Annotated in this window: 24 protein-coding genes and 4 pseudogenes; 18 read left to right on the plus strand and 10 right to left on the minus strand. The window is 37.2% G+C overall.

Features of this window, described 5'->3' with window-relative positions; all coding sequences use genetic code 11:
* The first annotated feature begins 930 nt into the window (after positions 1–930).
* On the plus strand, positions 931–2,469 hold the full coding sequence (locus ACQKMR_RS15835) for a multicopper oxidase family protein (RefSeq protein ID WP_427698151.1): 1,539 nt from the start codon (positions 931–933) through the stop codon (positions 2,467–2,469).
* Positions 2,470–2,969: 500 nt separating this feature from the next.
* Here ACQKMR_RS15835 and ACQKMR_RS15840 read toward each other — a convergent pair.
* Positions 2,970–3,614: pseudogene (locus tag ACQKMR_RS15840) on the minus strand (cupin domain-containing protein).
* A 455-nt stretch (positions 3,615–4,069) separates the two neighbouring features.
* Here ACQKMR_RS15840 and ACQKMR_RS15845 point away from each other — a divergent pair.
* The 4 genes from ACQKMR_RS15845 (at position 4,070) to ACQKMR_RS15860 (ending at position 9,403) form a co-directional block, all read left to right on the plus strand.
* On the plus strand, positions 4,070–5,962 hold the full coding sequence (locus tag ACQKMR_RS15845) for an OPT family oligopeptide transporter (protein ID WP_427698152.1): 1,893 nt from the start codon (positions 4,070–4,072) through the stop codon (positions 5,960–5,962).
* Entirely contained in the window at positions 5,952–6,317 is a 366-nt protein-coding gene (locus tag ACQKMR_RS15850) for a PqqD family protein (RefSeq protein ID WP_427698153.1), read from the plus strand. Before ACQKMR_RS15845 ends, ACQKMR_RS15850 begins: the two co-directional genes overlap by 11 nt.
* A gap of 897 nt (positions 6,318–7,214) precedes the next feature.
* Positions 7,215–7,823, plus strand: coding sequence for a methyltransferase (locus ACQKMR_RS15855; RefSeq protein WP_427698154.1), 609 nt, complete (start codon positions 7,215–7,217; stop codon positions 7,821–7,823).
* Positions 7,824–8,137: 314 nt separating this feature from the next.
* On the plus strand, positions 8,138–9,403 hold the full coding sequence (locus ACQKMR_RS15860) for an L-lactate MFS transporter (RefSeq protein WP_427698155.1): 1,266 nt from the start codon (positions 8,138–8,140) through the stop codon (positions 9,401–9,403).
* 354 nt (positions 9,404–9,757) lie between these two features.
* On the opposite strand, the gene ACQKMR_RS15865 is transcribed toward ACQKMR_RS15860, so the two are convergent.
* The gene (locus ACQKMR_RS15865; protein WP_427698156.1) at positions 9,758–10,483 is read right to left on the minus strand and encodes a GntR family transcriptional regulator; all 726 of its coding nucleotides are present in this window, start codon (positions 10,481–10,483) and stop codon (positions 9,758–9,760) included.
* Between the two features lie 286 nt (positions 10,484–10,769).
* On the opposite strand from ACQKMR_RS15865, the gene ACQKMR_RS15870 reads away from it, so the two are divergent.
* Genes ACQKMR_RS15870 through chbG form a run of 5 tightly spaced genes read left to right on the plus strand, consistent with a single transcriptional unit; the run spans position 10,770 to position 14,861 of the window.
* Entirely contained in the window at positions 10,770–11,078 is a 309-nt protein-coding gene (locus tag ACQKMR_RS15870; protein WP_427698157.1) for a PTS sugar transporter subunit IIB, read from the plus strand.
* A gap of 4 nt (positions 11,079–11,082) precedes the next feature.
* On the plus strand, positions 11,083–12,432 hold the full coding sequence (locus tag ACQKMR_RS15875) for a PTS sugar transporter subunit IIC (protein ID WP_427698158.1): 1,350 nt from the start codon (positions 11,083–11,085) through the stop codon (positions 12,430–12,432).
* Positions 12,433–12,448: 16 nt separating this feature from the next.
* Positions 12,449–12,796: a PTS lactose/cellobiose transporter subunit IIA gene (locus ACQKMR_RS15880; protein ID WP_427698159.1), complete on the plus strand. Its 348-nt coding sequence runs from the start codon at positions 12,449–12,451 to the stop codon at positions 12,794–12,796.
* Positions 12,793–14,136: a 6-phospho-beta-glucosidase gene (locus ACQKMR_RS15885; RefSeq protein ID WP_053345416.1), complete on the plus strand. Its 1,344-nt coding sequence runs from the start codon at positions 12,793–12,795 to the stop codon at positions 14,134–14,136. The genes ACQKMR_RS15880 and ACQKMR_RS15885 overlap by 4 nt, the downstream gene beginning before the upstream one ends.
* Positions 14,133–14,861, plus strand: coding sequence for a chitin disaccharide deacetylase (gene chbG, locus ACQKMR_RS15890; RefSeq protein WP_427698160.1), 729 nt, complete (start codon positions 14,133–14,135; stop codon positions 14,859–14,861). The genes ACQKMR_RS15885 and chbG overlap by 4 nt, the downstream gene beginning before the upstream one ends.
* A gap of 467 nt (positions 14,862–15,328) precedes the next feature.
* On the opposite strand, the gene ACQKMR_RS15895 is transcribed toward chbG, so the two are convergent.
* The 3 genes from ACQKMR_RS15895 to ACQKMR_RS15905 all read right to left on the minus strand — a co-directional run bounded on the left by ACQKMR_RS15895 (position 15,329) and on the right by ACQKMR_RS15905 (position 18,610).
* Entirely contained in the window at positions 15,329–16,510 is a 1,182-nt protein-coding gene (locus ACQKMR_RS15895; protein ID WP_427698161.1) for an NAD(P)/FAD-dependent oxidoreductase, read from the minus strand.
* Between the two features lie 38 nt (positions 16,511–16,548).
* On the minus strand, positions 16,549–16,995 hold the full coding sequence (locus ACQKMR_RS15900) for a DUF1641 domain-containing protein (protein ID WP_053345419.1): 447 nt from the start codon (positions 16,993–16,995) through the stop codon (positions 16,549–16,551).
* 1,054 nt (positions 16,996–18,049) lie between these two features.
* The gene (locus tag ACQKMR_RS15905; RefSeq protein WP_427698162.1) at positions 18,050–18,610 is read right to left on the minus strand and encodes a helix-turn-helix domain-containing protein; all 561 of its coding nucleotides are present in this window, start codon (positions 18,608–18,610) and stop codon (positions 18,050–18,052) included.
* Between the two features lie 75 nt (positions 18,611–18,685).
* Between ACQKMR_RS15905 and ACQKMR_RS15910 the strand changes: the two genes are divergently transcribed.
* From ACQKMR_RS15910 to tnpB, 4 genes are all read left to right on the plus strand, one after another.
* A complete protein-coding gene (locus ACQKMR_RS15910; RefSeq protein WP_427698163.1) occupies positions 18,686–19,411 on the plus strand; it encodes an AzlC family ABC transporter permease in 726 nt (241 codons plus the stop codon).
* Positions 19,408–19,734 (plus strand): AzlD domain-containing protein, encoded by a 327-nt coding sequence (locus tag ACQKMR_RS15915; RefSeq protein WP_427698164.1) that lies wholly within the window; start codon positions 19,408–19,410, stop codon positions 19,732–19,734. The genes ACQKMR_RS15910 and ACQKMR_RS15915 overlap by 4 nt, the downstream gene beginning before the upstream one ends.
* A 358-nt stretch (positions 19,735–20,092) precedes the next feature.
* Positions 20,093–20,287 carry a hypothetical protein gene (locus ACQKMR_RS15920; RefSeq protein ID WP_427698165.1) on the plus strand — a complete coding sequence of 65 codons (195 nt, stop codon included), beginning with the start codon at positions 20,093–20,095 and terminating at the stop codon, positions 20,285–20,287.
* A 17-nt stretch (positions 20,288–20,304) separates the two neighbouring features.
* Positions 20,305–20,535 carry an IS66 family insertion sequence element accessory protein TnpB gene (tnpB, locus tag ACQKMR_RS15925; protein WP_427698255.1) on the plus strand — a complete coding sequence of 77 codons (231 nt, stop codon included), beginning with the start codon at positions 20,305–20,307 and terminating at the stop codon, positions 20,533–20,535.
* Here tnpB and ACQKMR_RS15930 read toward each other — a convergent pair.
* The gene (locus ACQKMR_RS15930) at positions 20,458–20,772 is read right to left on the minus strand and encodes a DUF4309 domain-containing protein (RefSeq protein ID WP_427698166.1); all 315 of its coding nucleotides are present in this window, start codon (positions 20,770–20,772) and stop codon (positions 20,458–20,460) included. The genes tnpB and ACQKMR_RS15930 overlap by 78 nt on opposite strands.
* A 699-nt stretch (positions 20,773–21,471) precedes the next feature.
* Here ACQKMR_RS15930 and ACQKMR_RS15935 point away from each other — a divergent pair.
* Complete coding sequence (locus tag ACQKMR_RS15935) at positions 21,472–22,272, plus strand: hypothetical protein (RefSeq protein WP_427698167.1); 801 nt, start codon at positions 21,472–21,474, stop codon at positions 22,270–22,272.
* A 154-nt stretch (positions 22,273–22,426) separates the two neighbouring features.
* Here the strand turns inward: ACQKMR_RS15935 and ACQKMR_RS15940 are convergent, their stop codons facing one another.
* Positions 22,427–22,672: a hypothetical protein gene (locus tag ACQKMR_RS15940; protein ID WP_427698168.1), complete on the minus strand. Its 246-nt coding sequence runs from the start codon at positions 22,670–22,672 to the stop codon at positions 22,427–22,429.
* A gap of 15 nt (positions 22,673–22,687) precedes the next feature.
* Positions 22,688–23,365 carry a hypothetical protein gene (locus ACQKMR_RS15945; RefSeq protein WP_427698169.1) on the minus strand — a complete coding sequence of 226 codons (678 nt, stop codon included), beginning with the start codon at positions 23,363–23,365 and terminating at the stop codon, positions 22,688–22,690.
* A gap of 61 nt (positions 23,366–23,426) precedes the next feature.
* Here ACQKMR_RS15945 and ACQKMR_RS15950 point away from each other — a divergent pair, with 61 nt between their 5' ends.
* From ACQKMR_RS15950 to ACQKMR_RS15960, 3 genes and pseudogenes are all read left to right on the plus strand, one after another.
* On the plus strand, positions 23,427–23,552 hold the full coding sequence (locus ACQKMR_RS15950) for a hypothetical protein (protein WP_427698170.1): 126 nt from the start codon (positions 23,427–23,429) through the stop codon (positions 23,550–23,552).
* Between the two features lie 162 nt (positions 23,553–23,714).
* A complete protein-coding gene (locus ACQKMR_RS15955; protein WP_427698171.1) occupies positions 23,715–23,882 on the plus strand; it encodes a hypothetical protein in 168 nt (55 codons plus the stop codon).
* Positions 23,870–24,310, plus strand: a pseudogene (locus ACQKMR_RS15960) (IS66 family transposase); the annotation flags it as partial. The gene ACQKMR_RS15955 and the pseudogene ACQKMR_RS15960, both read left to right, overlap by 13 nt.
* A gap of 44 nt (positions 24,311–24,354) precedes the next feature.
* Here ACQKMR_RS15960 and ACQKMR_RS15965 read toward each other — a convergent pair.
* Both ACQKMR_RS15965 and ACQKMR_RS15970 read right to left on the minus strand, forming a co-directional pair.
* Positions 24,355–24,519 (minus strand): annotated as a pseudogene (locus tag ACQKMR_RS15965) (transposase); the annotation flags it as partial.
* Positions 24,511–24,687: pseudogene (locus tag ACQKMR_RS15970) on the minus strand (IS5/IS1182 family transposase); the annotation flags it as partial. The pseudogenes ACQKMR_RS15970 and ACQKMR_RS15965, both read right to left, overlap by 9 nt.
* Between the last annotated feature and the right edge of the window lie 217 nt (positions 24,688–24,904).

Here is a 24,904-nt window from a genome sequence, read left to right on the forward strand (position 1 = left end):
CGAGTGCCCTACGTTCCAATCAACGTTCAAATTGTACAAGCCATAAAAAAACTGTAGGCAAACTCGATTTTCATCGAGTTTGTCTACAGTCTGAGCCCCTCTCAATTAAGAGAAGGGCTTTACCTTATTTCACGCGGAGTTTATTTCCGATTCCGATTATATACTTGCTATCAAGCTTATTCCAGTCCTATATTTGTTTAATCGTGCTCGCGTATTTTATAGCAAGAGCAGATATTCGCCTTTCACACCTGTGTGATAAGTAGCTTTTAAATCCACTTACAACAAGCATCAGTCTAATCTGAAGAGAATTAGGATCCACTTTGGATTCAATGATTTTAGATTATCCACTGTTGTTCTATACTTTTTAGCAATTGAATAAAAGTTTCACCCTTAACAATTGTATAAGAAGTACTTGTCACTACAGTTTCAGTAACAGCCTTTTTCTTCAAATTAAAAGCTTTCACCAAACCGTTCACATGACCTTTTGCCAAGTTTTCAATGAAAACACTTGTTTTTGAATCCCCGGCTTATCAATAAACCCGCTTTCAGTTAAAACTGCAGGCATAGTGCTAGTTCGAAGCACTTGAAAGTTGCTGATTTTTTCCCCCTATCTTTCATATCAATTAGCTTCATTATTTCAGAGTGGATAGTGGATTCACATTCTTTTTCCTTAGCACTTGCTAAAGTGTAAACATAATCTTCGTAACCTGTACCTCCACCAGCGTTAATGTGATGGATAAGAAAATGTTAAATTTTTTCTCAATTATTTTAGTTCCTTGATGAAAAACTAAATAACTTACTAAAGCCCCTACTGTATAAAGTAAATTTCATCCTGTTGTGAGTCATTGAATCAATTTAAATTTGTCATACAAAGCTTGTAATTTTTATAACCATAGAAAGAAGTTAATTAGATCAGAAAGGAGCGGAAATATGCTTCTCTCTAAATTTGTAGATGAACTTCCTATCCCACCTATTTTAAAAGCCCGATGGAAAGATCAATTTCATACTTATTATGAAGTGAATATGACAGAATTTAAACAATCACTCCATAGTGAGTTAAATGATACAACTGTATGGGGCTATGAAGGCAGATATCCAGGACCTACAATTGAAGTAGAGAGCGGAGAAAAAGTGTTTATTAAATGGATCAACAATCTTCCAGAAAAACATCTTTTGCCGGTAGACTATACGGTGCATGGTGCCCATGTGGATGTACCGGAAGTACGAACGGTAGTACATGTTCATGGCGCTAGTGTTGAACCGGAAAGCGATGGCTACCCGGAGGCTTGGTTTACAAAAGGATTCAAACAAGTGGGACCATATTTTAGAAAGCAAATATATCAATATGATAATAACATGCGGGCTTGCAACCTCTGGTATCATGATCATTCACTTGGTATCACAAGACTCAATGTATATTCTGGATTAGCAGGATTTTACTTTGTAAGAGAAAAACAAGAAAGTTTGTTAAATTTACCAGCTGGTCAATACGAAATCCCTCTTATGATACAAGACAAAACCTTTAATAATGATGGCTCTCTTTATTACCCAAGAAAGCCAGAAAAACCAGAAAAACCAGTTGTGGAATTAGAAACATCGATAGTTCCTGAATTTTTTGGGAATACCATCCTAGTGAATGGTAAAGTATGGCCCTTTTTAAAAGTGGAACCTCGTAAATATCGATTTAGGCTGCTTAATGCATCTAACACCCGTTTCTATAGGTTAAAGCTTGATTCGGGACAACTTATTTATCAAATCGGAACAGATGGAGGATTAATGGAATATCCGATAGGAGTCAAAGAAATCATATTGGCACCTGCAGAAAGAGCAGATGTCATCATTGATTTTACCAATCTTGAGGAAAAGAATATTATCGTGAAAAATGACGCCCCCGCACCTTTTCCAGATGGGGATCCTGCAAATGCAGTAGGTATAGTGATGGAATTTAGAGTCTCTCTTCCTCTTACAAGTATTGATACCAGTGTTATTCAGTCGTATATGGAGCCTTTTCCAAAGATAATTGAACAGTCGGCTTCAAAGGAAAGATACTTAACTTTAAATGATAATATGGATCAGTACGGACGGAATTTCATGTTATTAGATAATAAACCGTGGGATGCTCCTATTACAGAAAATCCAAAATTGGGATCAATCGAAATATGGTATCTAATAAACTTAACTACTGATACTCACCCTATTCATCTTCACTTAATTGATTTTCAAATATTAGACAGGAGAGATTTCGATGTAGAAAAGTATAACAAGGAGAGAATTATCCATTATACGGGTCCCGCGTTGCCACCCGAACCACAAGAACGAGGAGGGAAGGATACAGTAAGAGCTAATCCTAAGCAAGTAACTCGAATTATCATGAAGTTTGGTCCCTATACAGGATTGTATGTTTGGCACTGTCATATTTTGGAGCACGAGGATTATGAGATGATGAGACCATATATCGTTATTCGATAATATACTATGGGTATATTTTAATACAGAGCATGCGACTTCTTTGAATGTATTCAAGGAGATTTGAAGCGTAATATAAAAACTAGTGATAAAATTATAGAGAGGAATCAATTTGAGATTCCTATATATTATAGAAGAAACTAGGAGGAATATGAAGTTTGAAAAAGATAAATCCTAGTATTTATTAATTGTATCCAAGTGTGTGCTAGGTTTTATAATACTCATAAACGACATTGGGTGACCACCATAATTTGAATGACCACAAAAATGACACAAATTTTCTATTCGGAAATGAAATGTCACGCATTCATAGAATTGATAAATTTAAGTAAATAAGTAAACGTAACTTTAAACGGGTCATGTAATTTAAAAAGCAATGTAGAATCCTTTTTAAATAGGGTTCTCCATTGTTTTTTTGCGTAATAAATCACAAAATGACACCTATTTTTTTCTAAACCTATTTTTCCGATTTTTTTAAAATTTACTGAATATGAGTTAACCTTTTAGTAAAAATAATACTGGGGATTAGGTGGAATTTGATAGTTATATGCCGGAGTTGTGTACATTTGGTTATCATAGTAATTTATATATTGCGGATATTGATGTGTAACCCCTTCACTAGCTCTGTTACAGTTAGAAGGTGGACCAATATATGTTGTTGGTTTGACTGGTGCAATTGCATTTTTCCATTGGTTTTCATCCATGCAATAGGTATGCGCCATATATCCGAAGGTGTCAATTTCAAAATATCCGAACCCAGAATTACTTCAGGCGTTGGTGCATTAAAAATAGCTAGTAGATGTGTGTTATCAACAGTCGCCACTTCATAATGCCACCAACCTTGTGGAACGTTGGCTACTTGACCAGGTGTTATAGGATAATTCTGTATTTGTTTTGTAAATGGATTCAGTAATGAAACAGTTGCAGCTCCCGAAATGCAGTAAACTAGTTCTGCTGCATTTTGGTGATAATGCGGCTCTACGACATTGTTGACGCTAAGGTAAATATCTAGTAAAGACGTATTTTCAAGTGTGTTCAACACCTAATATATTTATATAGTTTTGATTATCTTTTTTTACGAGGAGACTTTTATTTATATCAAAAGTGAACTGTGTTGATGGTGAAGTGTAGTCCATATATGAAACCATAATTATATCCTTTCTTAAAAAACCTTAGTTTTATGCAGGATATGTATATATCCATTTTTATGTGCAAAAGCCTAGTTACTTTTGTTTGCCCCTGAGAAATAGAGCTATAAACCTAAGCAGCTGTTGACTTTTTTGCATGACACGTTTAAAAAATATCAATCGTAAAAAGAAAATGCAATTCTGTTTAACGATTAGAATTTTTTTGCAGTGATTTGCTAATGTTTGACGATATTGGTACCCCTTGGGGTACCAATATTAGTTTCGAATTTAACGCTAGAAGGCAGAAGGTATTAATTGAGTATTATTCTTCTATACTATTAAAACGAAATACACTTATTTGAATTTTCACTATAGTCAAATTTTAAATAAGCAGAATTTTCCCATTGCGTGATATTAAATTACAGTGATATAATGTTTCCTATGATTTTAAAAGTTTAACATAGGAAGTGGCTAAATTGTCGAACAATTCAAAAGAAAGTAAATTTGTCCCGTACGTATCTGCATCTAAATCTCTTCCAGAATTAACTGTAACAGCAATAATTCTAGGGATTATTCTTGCTATCGTTTTTGGGGCAGCAAATGCATACTTAGGGCTACTCATTGGGTTAACAGTATCTGCATCAATACCCGCAGCGGTAATCTCTATGGCTATTTTAAGAGGGATTTTTCGTAGGGATTCAATTTTAGAGAACAATATTGTGCAAACGATGACTACAGCAGGTGAGGCCATTGGTGCCGGTGCTGTATTTACTATTCCAGCATTATTCATGTGGGATATAGAAGTGAGTCAAGCATTTATCATTTTCGTTGTATTAACGGGGGGATTCCTAGGAGTCTTTATGATGGTTCCCCTTCGTCAGCTTTTAATTGTGAGAGAACATGAAACATTACCTTATCCTGAAGGTACGGCATGTGCTGAAGTACTGAAGTCAGGTGAAAAAGGTGGAACAAGTGCCAAATTAATCGGAGCCGGATTAGTAATCGGTGGAGTTGTTAAAGCACTTGGTGATGGATTTAAGCTTTTCAAATCAGAAGTAGAAACAGGAATTTCGAATTTTAAAAATGCAGTAGTTGGTCTTGATGCTTTTCCTTCCCTTTTGGGAGTAGGTTATATCATTGGACCTCGTGTTGCTGGACAAATGCTAGGTGGCGGTTTATTAGCCTGGGTCGTTCTAATTCCAGCAATTAGCTTCTTTGGAAGCGCCAATACAACAGCAATTTTCCCTTCTGATGTACCAATCGGTGAATTGGATGCATGGGGAATATGGGATAACTATATCCGTTATATTGGAGCTGGTGCAGTTGCAACTGGTGGATTAATTACATTAGTTAAAACATTACCTATTCTTTTCAGCTCTGTTTTTGCTACTCTTAAAGGCGTAAAAGCAAATAAAGGGCAACTTAAATCAGGATCTATACGTACAGAAAGAGACATACCAGCTAAATACGTTTGGTTGGGAACTATTATTCTTATATTAATTATTGCTTTCGCACCTATAACTGATGTAGGAATCATCGGTGCGATTGCGATTGCGATTTTTGGATTTTTATTCGTAACCGTTGCTTCTAGGGTCGTAGGAATTGTCGGAAGTTCTTCTTCCCCTGTTTCTGGAATGACTATAGCTACACTATTAATTGTAGCGATTATTTATAAAGCTACTGGTTTTACAGGTACAACTGGAATGGTGGCCGCTTTAACCGTGGCTGCAATCATTTGTACAGCACTTGCTGTTTCAGGTGACGTTTCTCAAGATTTAAAAACAGGTTATATCGTAGGTGGAACTCCATGGAAACAACAAGTTGCCATGATGATTGGTGTTGTCGCTTCTGCTTTAGTCATCGGGTTTATCCTAGTTCTAATGGATAATGCCTATACAATGGGATCTGCAGAACTTCCTGCACCTAAAGCGGCACTTATGAAAATACTTGCTGAAGGTGTTCTTGGAGGAGACTTACCTTGGACTCTTATCTTTATTGGGGCGGCCATTGCCATCACTTTAGAGTTTTTCGGTCTAAATTCACTAGTTGTTGCAGTCGGTATTTACTTGCCTGTTCATACTAGTGTCCCAATTATGATTGGTGGATTTGTCCGTTTCTTCGTTGAATACTTCGCGAAAACAAAAGAAGCCCTAAAAGCACGAGTAGATAGAGGTACATTATTTGCATCTGGATTAATAGCAGGAGAATCATTAATTGGTGTGCTTATTGCAATATTGATTGCAGCAGGAGTTCAAGTTCCAGCTGCTGCGAAATTAGCCAGCAATCTGATTCCATTCCTACTATTCCTTGCTTTAGCTGGATTGCTCTGGTTCATATCTAGCAAAGGGAAAAAAGAAGATGCTTCGTAAGCGCCAATCAAAAAAGAGGAACCTGTTAACAATGGTTCCTCTTTTGGAAAGACGCGTCTCTTTAGAACATGATTCTTCGGAAACAACCTTTTTGGTCATTCAACGGACCAATTTTGTGGAAAGAATAACGATTCGTTTTTTTAAACAGCCTTCAGTTCGCCGAATCAAGCTTGATAAATTTGGGGCATTTGCTATTCAACAAATGGAATTCCAAAGAAATGTTAATCAGATTTCTGAAGCTATGAGTGAACATTTTGGTGAGGAAGCAGAACCAGCCCTACCACGATTAATGAAATTTTTGGAAATTCTTGAGGTTCATGATTGGATCATATGGGATGTAGATGAAGAAAAATGAAAACAAGCTGAAGCATATTTTGATGCTTCAGCTTGTTTTTTTGCTGTTTTGGAAAGCCAGTATAGAGAAACAAATGGAATAAAAATTCGAAATATCAAGGGAGGTAGGAGTTTAATTTTATTTTTTAAGTTTAAAACCTATTCGATTATGAAAATGAATATTAAGTATAATTATTTATAATCTGTTTCTTATAGATGTATTCTAGAAATGTTGTTTATAAAAGAGTAAAAAATATATTTTTATGAAAAGCAGGTAGATAATTATGGGTGGAGAACAAGGTATAGTTGCGTTAGTGAAAGGTGGAGCATGGATTATCCATATCCACATTAATGGCTAAAGAAGCAGTAGAAAGCAATAAAAAACATGGTGTAGAAGCAGCCGGAGTATTCTTAGATGTGGAAAGCCAGATTTGATTAAGGCAGCTGTTGACTTTACTTTAGAACAATACGGAACTATTACAGTAGCAATGGAATGGCACCAGGTCATATTTTAACTCCTGCAGCTAAAATAATATGCCTCCAGCTGTACTCGATATATTTGCTAATTTTAATGCATAGCCATACCACGGTGAAGCGGATGATGTCGGAATTCTTTGCATCTAATTAGTCAAAATTCATTACAGGGCAGACAATTCCAGGGTGGAAGACGGCCACTATAAGGCCAACCCAATTATCTCAGAATTCAATGATTTTGTAGCAAAAGCACAGAAATAACGCTATAGTAGATATTCATATAATTTACTTGACCCCAAATAAGTACTTTACATTATTCGGGGTTTAAATAGTAGCTAGAAGGCATCTTATGAAAAAATACAATCGGACATAAACCAAGGATTATAATTTCATTTTTTGAAATAATAATTCATAAAAATTCCAACCATTTAAGCAGGTGTTATTAATGAAAGAAACATATTATGATGAGTTGCTAAACATCAAAACAGGAGGAGAACAAAAGGAATTTAATAAGTCTTTGCATTATCATCGTTATGAGCCAACGCCATATAGCGCACTAGAACAATTATTCAAGCAGTATGAATTAAAAAGTAGTGATCGCATTGTGGATTTTGGTTGTGGCAAAGGGCGATTGAATTTCTTTATCCATTACTTATTTCATGCATCTGTTGTTGGAATAGAAATGAATAGAACTTTCTATATAGAAGCTATTGAAAACCGAAATAGCTATTTGAAAAAAACGAATAAAAACAAAGATAATATAGAATTTCAATGTTGTTTGGCAGAGGAATACGAGATTGATTTGCGAGACAATCGTTTTTATTTCTTTAATCCGTTTTCTGTACAAATTTTCATGAAAATCATTAACAATATATTGCTTTCATTCGAAAAGGAACCACGTGAAATCGAATTGGTTTTATTTTATGGATCAAAAGATTATATCTTTTTCTTAGAAAATCAAACCGCTTTTGAAATGAAAGAAGAAGTAATGTTACCAGATTTATCTGAACATAATCCATATGAGAAATTTGTAATATATCAATTGTTATATTAAACAAAACTCTTTTTGCAAAGTGAACTATTCATTAAAAAAAGTTTTAAATGGGAAGCTTTTTTTAATGAAGGAAAGGTAGTTTCTCCTTAACTGTCCAACTCTAAAAAAACCTGTGAAATTTATCTATATATTACTATTTTTGTAGAAAGTTCACTTAATTGTGATATTTTATATCTAGGACAGAATCTCAGTAGAAGTGCACTTCATTGATAAGAGCATGTAAACAGCGGTGATTCTGCTGGGAGCTAAACGCAAATTCTGTTACTGGTGGATAATCATTTGCGGTTTATTTTGTAAAAGGGGATGATGGAGAAATGGGAAAAACAAAGAATAGGTGGCTGATTGCTGCCTCGGCAGTTGGGATTCACCTGTCGATTGGTTCTGTATATGCTTGGAGCGTATTCACGAAACCACTCGCAAGTGAATTCGGATGGGATTTGACTGATATTAGCTTAACATTTAGTATTGCAATTTTGTTTCTTGGCCTATCTGCGGCATTTCTTGGACATTTTGTTGAAAAGTATGGTCCTAGAAAAGCCGGCATACTCTCAGCAGTTTTTTTTGGCTTAGGTATTTCTGGTGCTGGTGTAGCGATAAACATGGAATCATTACCTTTACTTTATATTGCATATGGAGTTTTCGGTGGAATCGGACTTGGCGTAGGGTATATCGCTCCGGTATCGACCTTAGTGAAGTGGTTTCCAGATCGTAGGGGCCTAGCGACTGGTCTAGCCATTATGGGCTTTGGATTTGCGGCTCTGATTAACTCACCAATCATTCAAAGTTTGATTGGTTCTATTGGAATTGCTAATACCTTTTTTACTCTTGGAACCGCTTACTTTATTATTATGATAGCTTCATCTCTTTACTTGGAGCCTCCGGAGAAAGGCTGGCTTCCTGATGGGTATAAAGAAAAAATTAAAACGGGAAAAGTGAAGCCGTTGCAGGATCTTTCGCAGCTAACTGCAAACGAGGCAGTAAAGACAAAACGTTTTTATTATCTCTGGCTCATGCTGTTTATTAATATAACCTGTGGGATTGCCATCATATCAGCAGCATCTCCACTTGCTCAGGAAAGTATTGGATTGAGTGCTGTTGCGGCAGCTGCCCTAGTAGGGGTTCTTGGTGCTTTTAATGGCCTTGGAAGGATTGGTTGGGCATCTGTGTCAGATTTCATTGGCCGTCCGAATACGTATACCGTATTTTTTGCCATACAAGTCATCGCATTCCCACTCTTGACATTTACGAATAATCCAGTTATTTTTCAAATTTTATTAGCGATTATTTATACCTGCTATGGGGGAGGATTTGCTTCGATTCCAGCGTATATCGGTGATTTGTTCGGAACAAAACAGTTAGGTGCCATTCATGGGTATATTTTAACGGCATGGGCAGCAGCAGGTCTTGTTGGACCGATGTTCGCATCGTGGATTAGAGAAACAACAGGTAGCTATTCCCAAAGCTTAATCGTTTTCACAGGGTTTTTCGTGCTTGCTTTAACCATCTCTTTATTGATTCGTTTGGATATAAAGCGCTTGAAAAATATCCAGACTAACGAAATTAAACAATTCGGTGTTTGATAATATCCTGACGAGTCTATTAACTGAATGTAAACATCTCCGAAGGATTGAGAAATCATAAATAAGGTGAATAGGAGTTCAGTAATAAATACCTTTTTATATTAGAGCTTTGTAGAATAGCTTATATTATTATTGCCACAGCAATCTTTATAAGGATTGCTGTGGTTTTTGTATTTGAAAAACCATGATTTAATAAAATATTGAATTGCCCTTTTTAAATGAATTAAAAATGAAAACCATCATTATGCCTAAATAAAGGGAAGATTATAATCCCTTAGATTAAGGCAATTACATATAAAAAAACGAATTGCCTCAATGAAGCAAGCATCCGTCTTTTTTTAGTGTTTAAATTTTTTAATAGTTTCGTTCAATAACAAAGTGTGCACGGTCGCCTCTAAAGAGAGTCTTGGAGAATTCAATGACCGATCCATCATTCTCATATGTGTATGTTTCTAACGAAAAACAGGGTGAACCATTGGGCACTTCTAACTTATCTGAAATCGAGTCATCGGCTAGGGAAAATTCCAAGTGTTCGACTGTTTTTTTTACTTTTAAACTAAACTGTGTTTCAAGCACATTAAAGAGTGATTTTTTACAGGCCTCAATATTCAGTCCAGGTGTTTTGTACCAAGGGAGATAGGCAATTTCATATTGAAGTGGGATATCGTTTACGTAACGCACACGCTCTAGTTTGTTGACAGGGTCCCCTACGTTTTGCTTGAAAAGATTGGCTAGGGTAGCGTTTGCTTCAATAACCTTTAAGCTTATGACCTTGGTAGAGGGGTTTTTCCCTTGCATCGTAACTTGCTCAGAGAACTTTTCAACCGTGCTTGAAAGAAATTGCTTCACTTTATTTTCCGAAACGAAAGTCCCTTTGCCTTGAACACGATAGATATAGCCCTCGACAGTCAATTGCTGTAATGCAGTACGAACTGTTGTCCTGCTTACTCCGTATATTTTACAAAATTCCGCTTCAGTTGGTAATTTTGTATTCGTTTGATATTCGCCATTTTTTATTAGATCGATAATTGATTCCTTAACTATGGAATGCAATGCCGCTTCTTTATTTATGGTTTCCAATGTGATACCTCCTATACTCTTTCCAATATATACATTTAGATTATCTCGGATAAGTTCAATAATCAACTTTAAATAATAAATTTGTAGTAACAAATAAAAATTTGTGTTGATATTTTCTTTATTTGTAACTACAATATAAATAAAGAGGCAATAATACCCATTTTAGTAATTATCTTTTTTAGGGGAGTGATATGAAAAAACAAATCATTGGTTGAGCAAAAAATGTGTGATTTCATTTATTTTAAAAATACAGAATAATCAATTATTTAAAAAGGGGGTAATTTCAATGAATATCTTATTATGTTGTTCAGCCGGAATGTCTACAAGTTTGCTAGTTACCAAGATGGAAGACAGTGCAAAGAAACAAGGAGTAGATTGTAAAATATGGGCTGTTGGTTCTGCAGAAGTGAACAGCGAAATGGAGAAGGCTGATGTCATTTTATTAGGTCCACAGGTTCGATATCTACTTTCTAAGTTACAGGAAGCAGGAAAAGAAAAGGGAATTCCAGTCGCAACCATCAATCCAATGTTCTATGGACTATGTAATGGTGAAGAAGTACTAAAACAAGCCACTACTTTAATAAAAGGAGAATAAGGATATGATGACTTTTATTGATAAGTATATTATGCCTGGAGCTGTAAGGGTAGGGAATAACCGTCATTTACTTGCAATTCGTGATGCGTTGATTGGAATGATAGCGATTACAATGATCGGGTCGTTTGCTGTCCTGTTTAATAACCTTGGGCAAGTCATCAAGCCTTACGGAAGAATGATGGAGGCCATTTTCGGCCCTGCATGGAATACGCTTGGCGGTGATATTTGGTTTGGAACCTTTATGTTTATGACGGTATTCGCTGTGTTCGGTATTTCTTATAAACTAGCAAGATCGTACGGGGATGACGGTTTTGAAGCAATGTTGGTTTCTGCAGCCTGTTTTTTCTTATTATTGCCTCAAAGCGGCAATGTCACTTTAACCATCGATGATAAGGATGTTACAGGCGGAGCATGGGGATTCGTCAGCGTAAATTATTTTAATGCAACGGCCCTATTTACAGGAATAGTCGTTGCCCTTTTAGCAACAGAAATATTTGTTAGACTTTCAAGAGTAAAATATTTAGTCATTAAATTGCCTGATGGAGTACCTCCTGCAGTAGCGCGTTCATTTGCAAAGTTAGTGCCGGGTATGGCAACAATCTTTTTTGCTGGTGTGTTCGGACTGCTTTTCCGTAAAGTTACAGATGGACAGGTATTAAATGACTGGCTGAGTAAAGTGATTGTCTCTCCCTTACAAAGTGCTGTAGATTCACTGCCATTTGCCATTTTATTAGTTTTTCTTGTTCACTTATTATGGATGATTGGTTTGCACGGACCAAATATCCTTGGTGGGATTACAACACCGCTTTTTGAAAGTTCGGGAGTGAAAAATATTGATTTATACGCAAAAGGTGTCAAAGATATGGACCAATACGGAGTACTGGCAGGTTCTTTCCTAGATGCATTTGTTTATTTAGGTGGATCTGGAGCAACATTGGGTCTTATCATTGCAATGATCATTGCCGGCCGAAAACGTTATAAACAGATGATTGCACTTGGAGGGGCACCAGGGGTGTTCCAGATTAACGAACCCATTCTATTCGGATTGCCAATTGTTCTCAACCCGATGTGGTTCATACCATTTGTCCTCGGTCCAGTAATTACAACAGTTATTTCTTATATAGCCGTAAGTAGCGGAATGGTTTTTCCAATTGTCGCTAAGATACCTTGGGTTACACCGCCGATTATTGGAGGATTTCTTGCTACAGGGGGGCATATGTCAGGAGCGGTATTAGCTGCGATCAATTTAGTCATTTCAACAGTGATTTATTTACCATTCGTTTATGCCCAAGTGAAGATAGGCACAAAAAATAAAACAGAGCTTACAAAAGACTCAGAAACGCTAAACGTTTAAGAAAGTAGTGATAAAAGTGGAAAAAGAAGAATTATACCAATTATCATTTCAACTGATTTTATATAGTGGAAATGCGAGAAGCTTTGCAATGGAAGCTATGCAAGAAGCGAAGAAAAAAGAATTTAATTCTGCCAGACTGAAAATCACCGAGGCAGAAACAGAATTATTACAAGCCCATAAATTTCAAACTCAATTAATCCATGCAGAAGCAGGGGGAGACCAATTTGACCTTCCAATTCTCCTCGTACATGCTCAGGATCATTTAATGACAGCCATGACGTTAAAGGATCTTGCGATAGAAATGATTGATCTGCGTGAAGAGTTTTTAAATGCAGATGCTGTGAAGGAGGGGACAGCAGAATGAGTAAGGGGTTAAAAATTGTCACAATTGGCGGCGGCTCGAGCTACACCCCGGAACTGATAGAAGGTTTCATTAAATACCATGAAGAGCTTCCTGTAAGCGAGATTTGGCTTGTGGATATCGAAGCGGGAAAGGAAAAGCTTGAAATTGTTGGGGACTTAGCAAGAAGGATGGTTGAAAAGGCTGGTGTAAAGATTGATGTTCATCTAACATTAGACAGAAAGAAAGCGCTTAAAGGAGCTGACTATGTAACAACTCAGCTACGTGTTGGTCAGCTCGCTGCCAGGGCTCTTGATGAAAAGATTCCACTGAAACACGGAGTTATTGGACAGGAGACGAACGGACCAGGTGGACTTTTCAAGGCATTTAGAACAATTCCTATTATTCTTGATATAGCTCGTGAGATGGAGGAAGTTTGTCCGGATGCATGGTTGATTAACTTCACAAACCCTGCTGGTATGGTAACGGAAGCTGTGTTACGTCACAGTAATATTACCAAAGTCATCGGACTTTGCAATGTACCGATTGGTATGGAGCGTGGAGTAGCGGATTTAATGAACGTGGAGCCCTCAAGAGTGCGGATCGACTTTGCTGGTTTGAACCATATGGTTTACGGCCTCGATGTATTCGTTGATGGGAAGAGTGTGAAAGATCAAATCATTAATTTGATAACAGATCCAGCTAAAGCCGTTACAATGAAGAATATTCACGCAATGGGCTGGGAGCCAGAATTCCTTAGAGCTTTAAATTTGTTCCCTTGTCCATACCACAACTACTATTACAAAACAGGAGATGTACTTGCTCAAGAGTTGAAGGATGCTGAAAAAGGAGAAACACGCGCTGAGGTGGTTCAAAAGCTTGAAGAAGGATTATTCGAGCTATACAAAGACAAGGGGCTGGCTATCAAGCCACCACAGCTTGAAGAGCGAGGAGGCGCGTACTACAGCGATGCAGCAGTGCGTTTAATTTGCTCGATGCATTCGGATAAGTGTGACATTCAAGCGGTAAATACTATCAACCATGGGGCAATTGAGGGAATTCCTTATGGTTCGGCTATTGAAATTAGCTGTGTGATTACTAAGGATGGTCCGAAACCAATCAACGTAGGTGAGCTTCCAGTGGCGATTCGTGGTCTAATCCAGCAAATCAAGTCATTTGAAAGAGTGTCCATCGAAGCTGCCATCTCAGGTAACTATGACACTGCATTGCTTGCGATGACGATTAATCCTCTCGTTCCAAGTGACCGGGTTGCGAAACTAATTTTAGACGAAATGCTTGAGGCGCATAAAGATTTCTTGCCACAGTTTTTTGAAAAAAAGGAATTGCAGGATAACCTATCATGATTGAAGTTCTTGTAAATGCAGATGATTTCGGGTTGACTAAATCGGTAAATTATGGAATTTTGGATAGCCACAAATATGGAATTGTCAATTCAACAACGATCATGATGAATGCAAAAGCAACGGAGCATGCGATTGAAATCGCAAAGAGGACGCCATCGTTGAAAGTCGGTATACACTTGGTATTGACATGGGGAAAACCTTTGTTGAGCGACGTGCCGAGTTTAATTGACGATTCTGGATACTTCAAGAAACAAGGTGAGGTATATGGTGAACCAGCCGACATTTCTTTGCTTGAATTGGAAAGAGAATGGTCAGCACAGATTGAAAGATTTTTAGAATTTGGTCTTTTTCCCTCTCATTTAGACAGCCATCATCATGTACACGGGATTGAAAATTTTCTGCCGGTTGTAAAAAATCTGACAGAGAAATATCAACTTCCTGTGCGTATTGCTGGAAAACATTTTGCTGGCGTTCAAACCGTTACAGATGTTTTTCTTGATGATTTTTATGGAGAAACGGTGGTTGAAGATTATTTTCAAAATCTCAAGGGTCGGGTAATCAATGGGCAAAGTGTGGAAATAATGACTCATCCTGCTTATATGGATGAAGATTTGATGCAAGCATCTTCCTATAATACTAATCGCTTAAAGGAAACCAGAATTTTGACAAACGCAAGATTGCCAGAGGGTTTTATCCTTAGATTTGGCATAAACCAAGTTATTTAGTAGGTTCTTTTAGGGGCAAAGATTATTTCTATATTTTATCGATTTTCAAAAAGGGACCATTCATCCTTGAGACGAATGGTCCCTTTCTATCCTTATAATGTGTGGCATTTCTCTAAATTTGGGGTTATTTTATGTAGGTATCTTCTTTAAATAAATGGTTCAGGATTTGTGAAGTAGGGGAGGAAAGACAAAAGACTTGGGTTAATGAAGTTTTTGGTGCAGTTGCAAACGTGCCAATGAAAAAACCTTAATAGTCTATATGAACTGGACCACGGGACTGAGAAAAAATATCTAGAATAGCTAAAGTGAGTATGACCCTGATCAAGCAGGCACTTATTTTATTTCACGTTCTCCTTGTTCCAGTTCATGGAATACTCGATTTCAAAGCTTCCATTTAAAATTTATCATTTAAAATGGAAGCTTTCAATCATAGTGCAATATTACATTTCTTTAGTTCAACATTTCACTTAATAAGCAAGGCTGAACATTGCCTTAATATGAGACAGGTAACGAACATTACTTGCTTCTTTCATTAATGAAGCTGGTAGACCTTTAAGTGGAGTGTTATTAGCTCCAACTGTAGCAACAGCATCCTTACGACCAAGGCTAGCAAGTGTTCCTGAGTTTACAGGTGAAAATTCTTCTAGTTTTTTGCCTTCTAATGCTGCATATAGGTTGTAACCAACAAGTTCTCCCATTTGCCAAGCGTTTTGTGCAGTTGGTGCGTATGGGCGGCCACCTTCTTGAGGGAAAGCTAAAGCACTATCTCCTACAACAAATACGTCATTATGAGATTTAGATTGTAGATACTCATTAACAGTTGCTTTACCACGATCTACTTCAAGACCTGATTCACCAACGATAGGAAGAGCAGCAACGCCACCTGTCCAAACAAGCGTATTAGCAACGATAGTTTGTCCATCTTTCAAAGCAATTTCATTTCCTTTAACACCTGTTACAGGCAGACCTGTTAAGAATTCAACGCCACGTGCTTCTAAGCTTACCACTGCACGTTCAATTAAAGGATCAGGTAATACTGGAAGGATTTTTGGACCAGCTTCTACAAGCTTGATTTTCAAGTCTTTGAAGTCTACGCCAAATTGTTTAGCGATTTTAGGGAAATGATCAACGATTTCACCAACTAGCTCAACGCCTGTTAATCCGCCACCGCCGATTACAATCGTTGCATCTGCTTCATTTTTTGTTTGTGCATATTCACGAATACGATCTTCGATATGTTTGTAAATTTTGTTAGCGTCATTTACAGATTTTAGCACCATGCTATTTTCTTCAAGTCCTGGAATACCAAAGAATCCAGTTTGGCTACCTAAAGCTACGACAAGAGCATCGTATGATAAAGTAGAACCATTAGAAAGTTTTACTTCTTTTTTATCTACTGAGAAAGATTCCACTTTCGAAATGGTAAGATCGATATCTTTTCCTTTGAAAAGTTTCTCTAAAGGTATAGAAACAGCTGGTTCAGAAATTGATCCGCCTGCAAGACGGTGAAGTTCTGTGATGATTTGGTGTGTTGGGTATTGGTTCACCACTGTTACTTGGACTTCATCTTTATTAAAATATTCACGAACAGTTAATGCAGATAGCAATCCAGCATAGCCTGCACCTAAAATGACGATTTGTTTTGACATATTAATCCCCCGTCCTTACTAATTGAAAGTTTAAAGATTTATTTTTTTAGACTATTTCGTTCTGCTGAGATTTCAAGAAAAGCACTCGCGAAACGGAAAAGCTTTTGTGCTTGTGGGTCTTTCATCATTCTTAACAAACCGAAAAGACCGATTACATCATTGTTTTCTTCTGCACGATCTTTAGCTTCGATTGCATTAGCTGCAAGCCCTTTCACTGAATCAACTACAGGTACAGCGATTTCTGTAATCGCACTAACAGTATCCTTTTTTAATACTTCATCAGTTGCTACTGATTGAGCAAAATCATAAGACTTTGTCAAGATACTTACTAGTTCAGTCAATTTTGGCAATTGCTCAACTAAAGTATTCAATGATTCCTGAACCTCAGGCTTTAAAAGCTGATCCAGAATATCCAGTTGTTCTTGGTTTGCAGTGAAATTAAATGATTCTTGTTCAGGCTTTGTTTTTGAAGCTACATCTACCATATCTATTTCCCCTTTACGTTAAACTTAATTTGCTTTGTATTAAATTTAAATCTTCACTACTTATCATACGACTCTAGACACTTAATTTCAAATATATTTTTTATGATATGAATATAACTTTAAAGTTATTAATTTTAGTTAGTATTTGGGATTTATCATTCATCTTAATATTTCAAGAAAACATTAGAAGTATTCTATTTATAACACTTATACCCACGAGGATTTAAATAGACTTCTTCCTCTTCGGATTGCATGAATTTTTGTGAATTAACACCAAAAGAAGGGGACAATTTATACTTCCTTACAATAATTTTAGTACCAAACAAATAATAATAGGGTGTTTTCACGTGTACTCCATGTCACTAGGATTACTAGAACTTATAGTTGTTATTCAGGATTTTTAGGAAACTTATTATTTTGTTCAAATGAAAAAAAGTCAAAGAGGTACCCTAACCTTTTTGCTACACTTACTGACCATGTGTTCAAGACAAAAAGATAAGTAAATGAGGCAAAGATTGTACTAACTAAAGTTTTTTCTTTTCTTATTTTATGGAGGTTATAAGATTGTTTAAATGAAATGTAATAAATAGAAGAAGGCACTTAATTAATAGCCGTAATATAAAAAAAATATTTTGAGGGTATCCGAGTACCGTAAGTGAGAGGAGTGAGGTAGTATAATTATTACTTCATTTAAATGTTTTTTTGATTATCATTTACATTTCCCCCATTTTCAAGGGAATTAAATTTTGTATGTAGATTTCTCCAGATTATAGAAGAGATTGAAACCTTAACGCCTTATCTTAATAATCCCTCCTCCTAGACAGACTACTGACTGTTTTGTGCATTTTTGCTTAATTTTGAGTTTCATAAACGTATAAAAGCTTTCAATCACGAACCCTTTTCATAAAAGCCCTCTGAGGTCTTAGTTCTTCATACGGATCTTTGCAATTTAACGCAATAGATAATTCTTTTTTTGAAAGTAAAGTCTTATGCTTCATTCCATAAGCACTAACTAAGAAAGACATCATATACGTTCGTCCATTTTAGAACTTATTTAATGAATGTCGTCAGGATAATAGATAATAATGTAAAAACTAACTAGTTCTTCTGAAGAGTTTATATAGCTATGTTCAGCACCAGAACTAAAGTTAATTGCTTCATTAGTAGTTAATACAAACTCCTTACCATTTATATCAATTGTAAGTTTACCATTTCTTATCAGTATGTATTCTTCACCAAGATGCTTTTCTGATATATGACTATATCCAGGCTTTAAGTCTACTGTAAAAATTTCGAATTTTCTTTCTGGATGAAATGGGAAGATAGAATAGACAAGGTAATTTCCATCATTATCTATTACTGGAGGTAGTTGATTGATGTTTATTTTTTCAATTTGTGGCTTTACAGCTTCCTTCATAAATACAGAAAAAGATACTTGTAATCCATTTGCAATTTTCCATAGAGTAGTGACGGTTGGGCTAGACTTCCCTTTTTCAATTTGAGCTAACATCGCTTTGCTAACTCCCGTAAGATCAGCTACTTTATCTAAACTCAATCCTCGTTTTTTTCTTAACTTGACAAGATTATTGGCTATAATCTCTTCAATAGGTTCCATAAATAATCCTCCATTAAACTTATTGTTGTTTATTATAACATACAAATATACAATATAACAAACGAGGAGGGGGCTATGAATGAAATGTCAAAAGTAATGGAAATGGAAGAAAAGATCCTTACATTTTATCAAGGTGTAAAGGATTGCATTCCAACCTTAATAGGATATATCAGTATTGGAATTGCAGCAGGAATTGTTGGAGTATCTTCAAATCTGAGTATATTAGAAATAGCTTTATTATCAGCATTAGTTTATGCGGGTGCATCTCAGTTTATCATTTGTGCATTATTAGTGTCAGGAAGTCCAATTTCAGTCATTATATTAACAACTTTTATTGTGAATTTACGTAATTTTTTATTAAGTATGAGCTTAGCTCCTCACTTTACAAAATATTCTTTAATGAAAAATATTGGTATTGGGGTACTTGTTACGGATGAATCGTTTGGTGTTGCCATTAACAAAATTATTAAAGGTGAAAAGATAAATGATCAATGGATGAATGGATTAAACATAACAGCTTATATAACCTGGATCATATCCTGTGTATTAGGAGCGATCTTTGGTAAATGGATTTCTAATCCAGAAATATATGGATTAGACTTTGCTTTAACAGCAATGTTTTTGACATTACTTGTTTTACAATTACAAAGCATTAGAGAAGGCAAACTTAAGCTTTACTTATCTCTAGTCCTGTATGTTGTAATAGCAATGTTCCTTCTATGTATGTTTGTTCCTTCTCATATAGCTATTATTTTAGCGACTATTATTGTTGCAACAATTGGGGTGGTGAGAGACAAATGAGTTTTAACTTAACCATTATTCTTGTAATTTTGGGATGTGCAATTGTAACTCTTATTCCAAGAATTATTCCATTTTTGGTTGTAAGAAATATTACTCTTCCTGTACCTATAACCAAATGGCTTTCATTTATCCCTATTTGCATTCTTACAGCACTTGTCGTAGACAGTATTATCATTGAAGATGAATCTCTAATATCAATTGATTGGAGTGTACTTACAGTTATTATACCAACCCTAATTATAGCCTTATGGACGAAGAGTTTATCAGTTACAGTAATAGCAGGAATAGTCTTTATGGCTATTGTAAGGTATATATTCTATTAACAATTTTAATAAATATATATTAGAACTAATATATAATTAATTCCGTATTTGAAAAGGTGTTTATCCAGTTATCGGGAGCTTGAGTTTAAGAATGGGGGTTGCTGCTGTAATCGGGATTCTTAAACAATCATGTGGTTTTTGCTAAATAACAAACAAATTAAAGAAGGCACGTTTTATGTGCCTTCAGTTTGTAGACAAAAGGGGTTCGGAATGTTTAAATCCGAACCCCTTTTGAAATTCACTTTGAATTTTGATCAAAATTAAGAGATTGGAGGTAAGCCCCCATTCAAACAACGCATACAAACGTGCAGCATCTCCTGGTACGATCAAGGTATAAATTTAAGGAGGTGCTTTTCTTATGCCACAACAAAAATTAACCATTGTCCCCGTTACGCTCCATCCAGATAGCAAGAATTCTTTTACATCCACTTCATCAAAAGATCCTTCCACAAGCATTTGCACGATCAAAACGGCAAACGCTGAAATATCTTTCTATGACGGCGTAGATGAGCACGTTATACAAACGGTCATGAGGGAGTTGAAAAATCTTTGAAATACGATTATACAAGTGTGAAAAGTATCTACATCATTTGCGGAAAAACCGATATGCGAAAAGGCATTGATGGGCTTGCCACACTGATTCAAGATTCTTTTGAGCTTGATCCGTATAGCGATTCGATTTTCTTGTTAAGTAAATGTGAAAGTAAGAGAGGTTCAAGGGCCTCAGGGCGCTACCGTCGCTATTCCTTCTTGCTCCTCTGCACTTACAGGTTCACCAATCAATCCCTTCAACTCAGATAAATGAATGGTTTGCAGCTGCGGATCTAAATCATCAATGGCGGTAATCGTTTTTCTACCTGTTGAATCGTCATAGAGGAATCGAACATTACGGCTCCAATAATTGGCTGAAACGGTACTTAGATCTTCCGGTGGACCCCAGGGTTTTTCTACTTTTTTCAACGAATCATCAGCAGAAAAAGGTCCACTGTTAATGGTTTTTTTTGATTCATAGGCTAAACCCATGATCTGCAGAATCAAGAGATCATTCAGTATTACTTTGGTACCTCATAGTGAAAAATGTAACCGAGTTAAGTATAATAATGGAGCGGTTCCCTTGAAATAGGAATCAAATTAAAAAAAACCGACCAATACAGGTCGGCATAACAAGACAAGACATATAGAAACACCACTTTATTTTTGTTCTAAAGGAATACTAAATTGGGTATTACATATTATGCTTTAATTAGAAAAATGATTCCAATATATTACAATTTTATGAGTACTTTTATTTTGGCTCCTAACTTGATGTATCTGCATATTAATTTTACGATTTTTTTCCCTAAATCCTTCAACGTCCAATTTACTTCCTTTACCTCTCCCCGGTAAATTTCTGACTCCTTAATCCACAATGTGATCGCTTGCTTTTCCTCAGATGTCACCTCAATCTCTTCTTTCCGTTATTAAACAAAGAATAGGTATTTAAAAAATGTTCTGTGTTTAATAATCAGGTGTTTTTTATTTGTTTTTACCCAATCCAATAAATCTTAGATTCATAAGATAAAGTAATGTTTTATGAAAAGGAGTGTAAAAAATTGGGTAAAGATAAAAAATGCAAGGAGTGCGGACATAGAGAATGTAAATGTGACAAAAAAAAATGTCCGGATTGTGGACATAGACAATGTAAATGCTCATCTAAACAAGTACAAAAGGTAGAGCAAAAAGTGAAAGTGAATGTAAATGCTAATCAAGGCGCACAAGGCGCACAAGGACCTCAAGGTACTCAAGGTACTCAAGGGCCTCAAGGACCTCAAGGGCCTCAAGGACCTCAAGGGCCTCAAGGGCCTCAAGGCAAAAAAGGACCTCAAGGCAATCAAGGGCCTCAAGGACCTCAGGGGCCTCAAGGACCTCAGGGGCCTCAAGGCAATCAAGGGCCTCAAGGCAATCAAGGACCACAAGGTGCACAAGGAGCTCAAGGATTCCAAGGACCTCAAGGTGCACAAGGACCTCAAGGCAATCAAGGGTCTCAAGGAGTTCAAGGACCTCAAGGATTCCAAGGACCTCAAGGAGCTCAAGGATTCCAAGGACCTCAAGGCAATCAAGGGTCTCAAGGAGTTCAAGGACCTCAAGGATTCCAAGGACCTCAAGGTGCACAAGGAGCTCAAGGATTCCAAGGACCTCAAGGTGCACAAGGAGCTCAAGGAGCTCAAGGTGCACAAGGACCTCAAGGCAATCAAGGGTCTCAAGGGTTCCAAGGACCTCAAGGGTTCCAAGGACCTCAAGGATTCCAAGGGCCGCAAGGATTCCAAGGACCTCAAGGTGCACAAGGAGCTCAAGGATTCCAAGGGCCGCAAGGATTCCAAGGACCTCAAGGTGCACAAGGAGCTCAAGGATTCCAAGGACCTCAAGGTGCACAAGGACCTCAAGGATTCCAAGGGCCGCAAGGATTCCAAGGACCTCAAGGACCTCAAGGACCGCAAGGGTTCCAAGGAGCTCAAGGATTCCAAGGACCTCAAGGACCTCAAGGACCTGAATCGCTGATCACTTCAAATTTTGCCATAATCGACGGGGGATTTGAACCGGCTCCGATTCCTCCAGGAGGAAGTGTGCCATTTAACATGGAGCCAGTTATTAGCGGGACATTGATCCATCAAACGCCGCCTTCGACAGACATCTTTCTCGCAGGTGGACATAGCTATCTGGTCAATTGGGAAGCATCGGAAATAACAATAACATTACCACAATCTGCATCAATACAATTCATATTGACATTGAACGGCACCGAAATCCAATTCAGCTTTGTTTCAGCCGCTCCGAATTCGCCGGTTGGTATCCATACGTCAGGGACGATGATTGTTATCACCCCGCCGGGACCGGATAGCGTGCTGAATCTGGTTAATACTTCTACGTTCCCAATAAATAACCTAGGAGTAACGTTCACAATAGTAGCGATCACTTAACCTGGATTTTCATCTGCACTTGGTATAGATATTTCGCTCTTGATAGAAAGAACCGACATGGGGAGCACTAGAAGCTTCGCTAGCGGCTCCCCTCTTCGGATTCGACATTCCTTCAAGGGTTCAAAAGCCAGCGGCAATCCTAATCTCTCCTGAACTCTTGCTAACGTAGGCCCGTGCAGCATGCCGGGGTATACGATAAATCGCCCGTCTTGCATTTCGATTGGTTGTATTAGGATGAAATGATTTTTTGGAATCTCTATGCTCCAGCCTTGCCTCCATTCAAATGTTCCTTCTCCATTCGGAAGCAGCATCGGATAATATAATCCGTCGTACTCGTACTCGTGGATTTTATACCAACCAGCGGGGGAAAGGCCGATAATGACTTCTTGTTTTTGTACCCAATCCTCCATTGGAACCATATGCTTGAGACGGGCAAACTCTGTTAGATTCTCAGTGGAAGTTTGAATTTCCTTTACGGGCTGGATATCAATGTCGACAGGGCAGTGAATGGTCCAGCCCAATTCCTTCGCCATCCGGTATGGCCAACAAACGCCTTTGACGCGCTTCGTTTTGATCCATCTAGAGCTGTCATCAGGCCACCTTGGATCTACTATTTTTTCTTTAGCAGGCAGTATTGCAAAGTCCAGCAGCTGATTGAACTTTATACTGATCATAGGCTATCTCCTTTCTTAAACCTATCATTCGTAATGAATCTATGCACTGGGGCAAGAATGTATGATTAACATGTATTATGAACAGCTCGTACAGCAATCCGCAATCGTCCGCCAGTTACTTGGTGACAATTACCAAAATCCTGTCGATACAAATCCTGAACTCCTCCAAAGCGATGTTCAGCTTTAGCTTAATGAAGTACTGGAAAAATAGGCTAATCGAAAATCTAAATAACCAGCCGGAGTCTTACTTTCTGGCTGGTTATTTGTAAGCCCCCATTCAAACAACGCATACAAACGTGCAGCATCTCCTGGTACGATCAAGGTATCAATTTAAGGAGGTGCTTTTCTTATGCCACAACAAAAATTAACCATTGTCCCCGTTACGCTCCATCCAGATAGCAAGAGTTCTTTTACATCCACTTCATCAAAAGATCCTTCCATAAGCATTTGCACGATCAAAACGGCAAACGTTGAAATATCTTTCTATGACGGCGTAGATGAGCACGTTATGGGCTAGATACAAGTGATAAAAACCTTTCTAATTGGGTCATTCGTGCAGCACATGATTGGCTGTTGCCTATTTACGAACGAATGAAAGATTTGATGATGTCTAAATCTGTTTTACATGTCGATGAAACATATCCACAAATTATCCATCGTTCTGATGGGAAATCAGGTCAATCCAACGCCTATAACTGGGTATATCGCAGTGTGCCAAGCCAAGGACCCATGATGATCCTGTTTCAAAGCTCCTTATCACGAGCTCGGTCTGTCCTTGAAAGTTTCACGAAAGGTTATTCTGGTACGATTATTTATGATGGCTACTCTGCCTATGATAATATTGGCGGCATTACCTTCGCGAATTGATTGGCGCATGTTCGTCGTTATTGGTTGAAAGCGGACAGTAAGAATGGCCAAGGTGTGAAGTATTGTGATGAGTTATATTGACTAGAAAGGAAATTTAAACATTTGTCTCCGAGCTCACAACGTTAGGCCATTTTTGGACCTTGCCATGTCCAATTGGCCATCTTCTTTAAATTCATGGGTGCGAAAGTAAGCATCTCTTGCATCGACAATTTTTTAAGTCCCCTTAAAGTAGTCCAACGCATACCATGCTTTTCTTTTGCATCTGCGAATACACGCTCAATTGGATCAATACTTGGGCGACCGACCTCTGAATACATATCTTTCACCAAGTCATAAATGAAAGAGAAATCAATGGTGGCTTCAATTTTACGAACCAAATGGTTCGATGGCACCAGTTGATCTAAAGTAATCATTTCAAGTTGATCTCGCTGAATAGAATCATGTTTAGAAAGCATCCTTATCACCTCAAGTTTTAATACTTCTATTTTAAAACAAAAAAGACTGTTGGCAAAAGCTTATATCTAATTGTTAAAACAAAGTGGAAAGTAACGTTCAAATTTTACAACCCCTCAAAAAAACTGTAGACAATCTCCATTACTATCGAGTTTGTCTACAGTCTGAAAGCACATGCTTTAAGTGCCTTCCTTTTATTCTCATATGTTCACAATATCT

Source organism: Peribacillus sp. NPDC096540, assembly GCF_050278525.1.
Taxonomy (GTDB): domain Bacteria; phylum Bacillota; class Bacilli; order Bacillales; family DSM-1321; genus Peribacillus.

Bases quoted from the DNA above. Each gene is read 5' to 3' on its own strand.
- ACQKMR_RS15835 (WP_427698151.1), top strand. From the start codon at position 931: ATGCTTCTCTCTAAATTTGTAGATGAACTTCCTATCCCACCTATTTTA.
- ACQKMR_RS15850 (WP_427698153.1), top strand. From the start codon at position 5,952: ATGCTTCGTAAGCGCCAATCAAAAAAGAGGAACCTGTTAACAATGGTT.
- ACQKMR_RS15855 (WP_427698154.1), top strand. From the start codon at position 7,215: ATGAAAGAAACATATTATGATGAGTTGCTAAACATCAAAACAGGAGGA.
- ACQKMR_RS15860 (WP_427698155.1), top strand. From the start codon at position 8,138: ATGGGAAAAACAAAGAATAGGTGGCTGATTGCTGCCTCGGCAGTTGGG.
- ACQKMR_RS15870 (WP_427698157.1), top strand. From the start codon at position 10,770: ATGAATATCTTATTATGTTGTTCAGCCGGAATGTCTACAAGTTTGCTA.
- ACQKMR_RS15875 (WP_427698158.1), top strand. From the start codon at position 11,083: ATGATGACTTTTATTGATAAGTATATTATGCCTGGAGCTGTAAGGGTA.
- ACQKMR_RS15885 (WP_053345416.1), top strand. From the start codon at position 12,793: ATGAGTAAGGGGTTAAAAATTGTCACAATTGGCGGCGGCTCGAGCTAC.
- chbG (WP_427698160.1), top strand. From the start codon at position 14,133: ATGATTGAAGTTCTTGTAAATGCAGATGATTTCGGGTTGACTAAATCG.
- ACQKMR_RS15895 (WP_427698161.1), bottom strand. From the start codon at position 16,510: ATGTCAAAACAAATCGTCATTTTAGGTGCAGGCTATGCTGGATTGCTA.
- ACQKMR_RS15900 (WP_053345419.1), bottom strand. From the start codon at position 16,995: ATGGTAGATGTAGCTTCAAAAACAAAGCCTGAACAAGAATCATTTAAT.
- ACQKMR_RS15905 (WP_427698162.1), bottom strand. From the start codon at position 18,610: ATGGAACCTATTGAAGAGATTATAGCCAATAATCTTGTCAAGTTAAGA.
- ACQKMR_RS15910 (WP_427698163.1), top strand. From the start codon at position 18,686: ATGAATGAAATGTCAAAAGTAATGGAAATGGAAGAAAAGATCCTTACA.
- ACQKMR_RS15915 (WP_427698164.1), top strand. From the start codon at position 19,408: ATGAGTTTTAACTTAACCATTATTCTTGTAATTTTGGGATGTGCAATT.
- ACQKMR_RS15920 (WP_427698165.1), top strand. From the start codon at position 20,093: ATGCCACAACAAAAATTAACCATTGTCCCCGTTACGCTCCATCCAGAT.
- ACQKMR_RS15935 (WP_427698167.1), top strand. From the start codon at position 21,472: ATGCTAATCAAGGCGCACAAGGCGCACAAGGACCTCAAGGTACTCAAG.
- ACQKMR_RS15945 (WP_427698169.1), bottom strand. From the start codon at position 23,365: ATGATCAGTATAAAGTTCAATCAGCTGCTGGACTTTGCAATACTGCCT.
- ACQKMR_RS15950 (WP_427698170.1), top strand. From the start codon at position 23,427: ATGATTAACATGTATTATGAACAGCTCGTACAGCAATCCGCAATCGTC.
- ACQKMR_RS15955 (WP_427698171.1), top strand. From the start codon at position 23,715: ATGCCACAACAAAAATTAACCATTGTCCCCGTTACGCTCCATCCAGAT.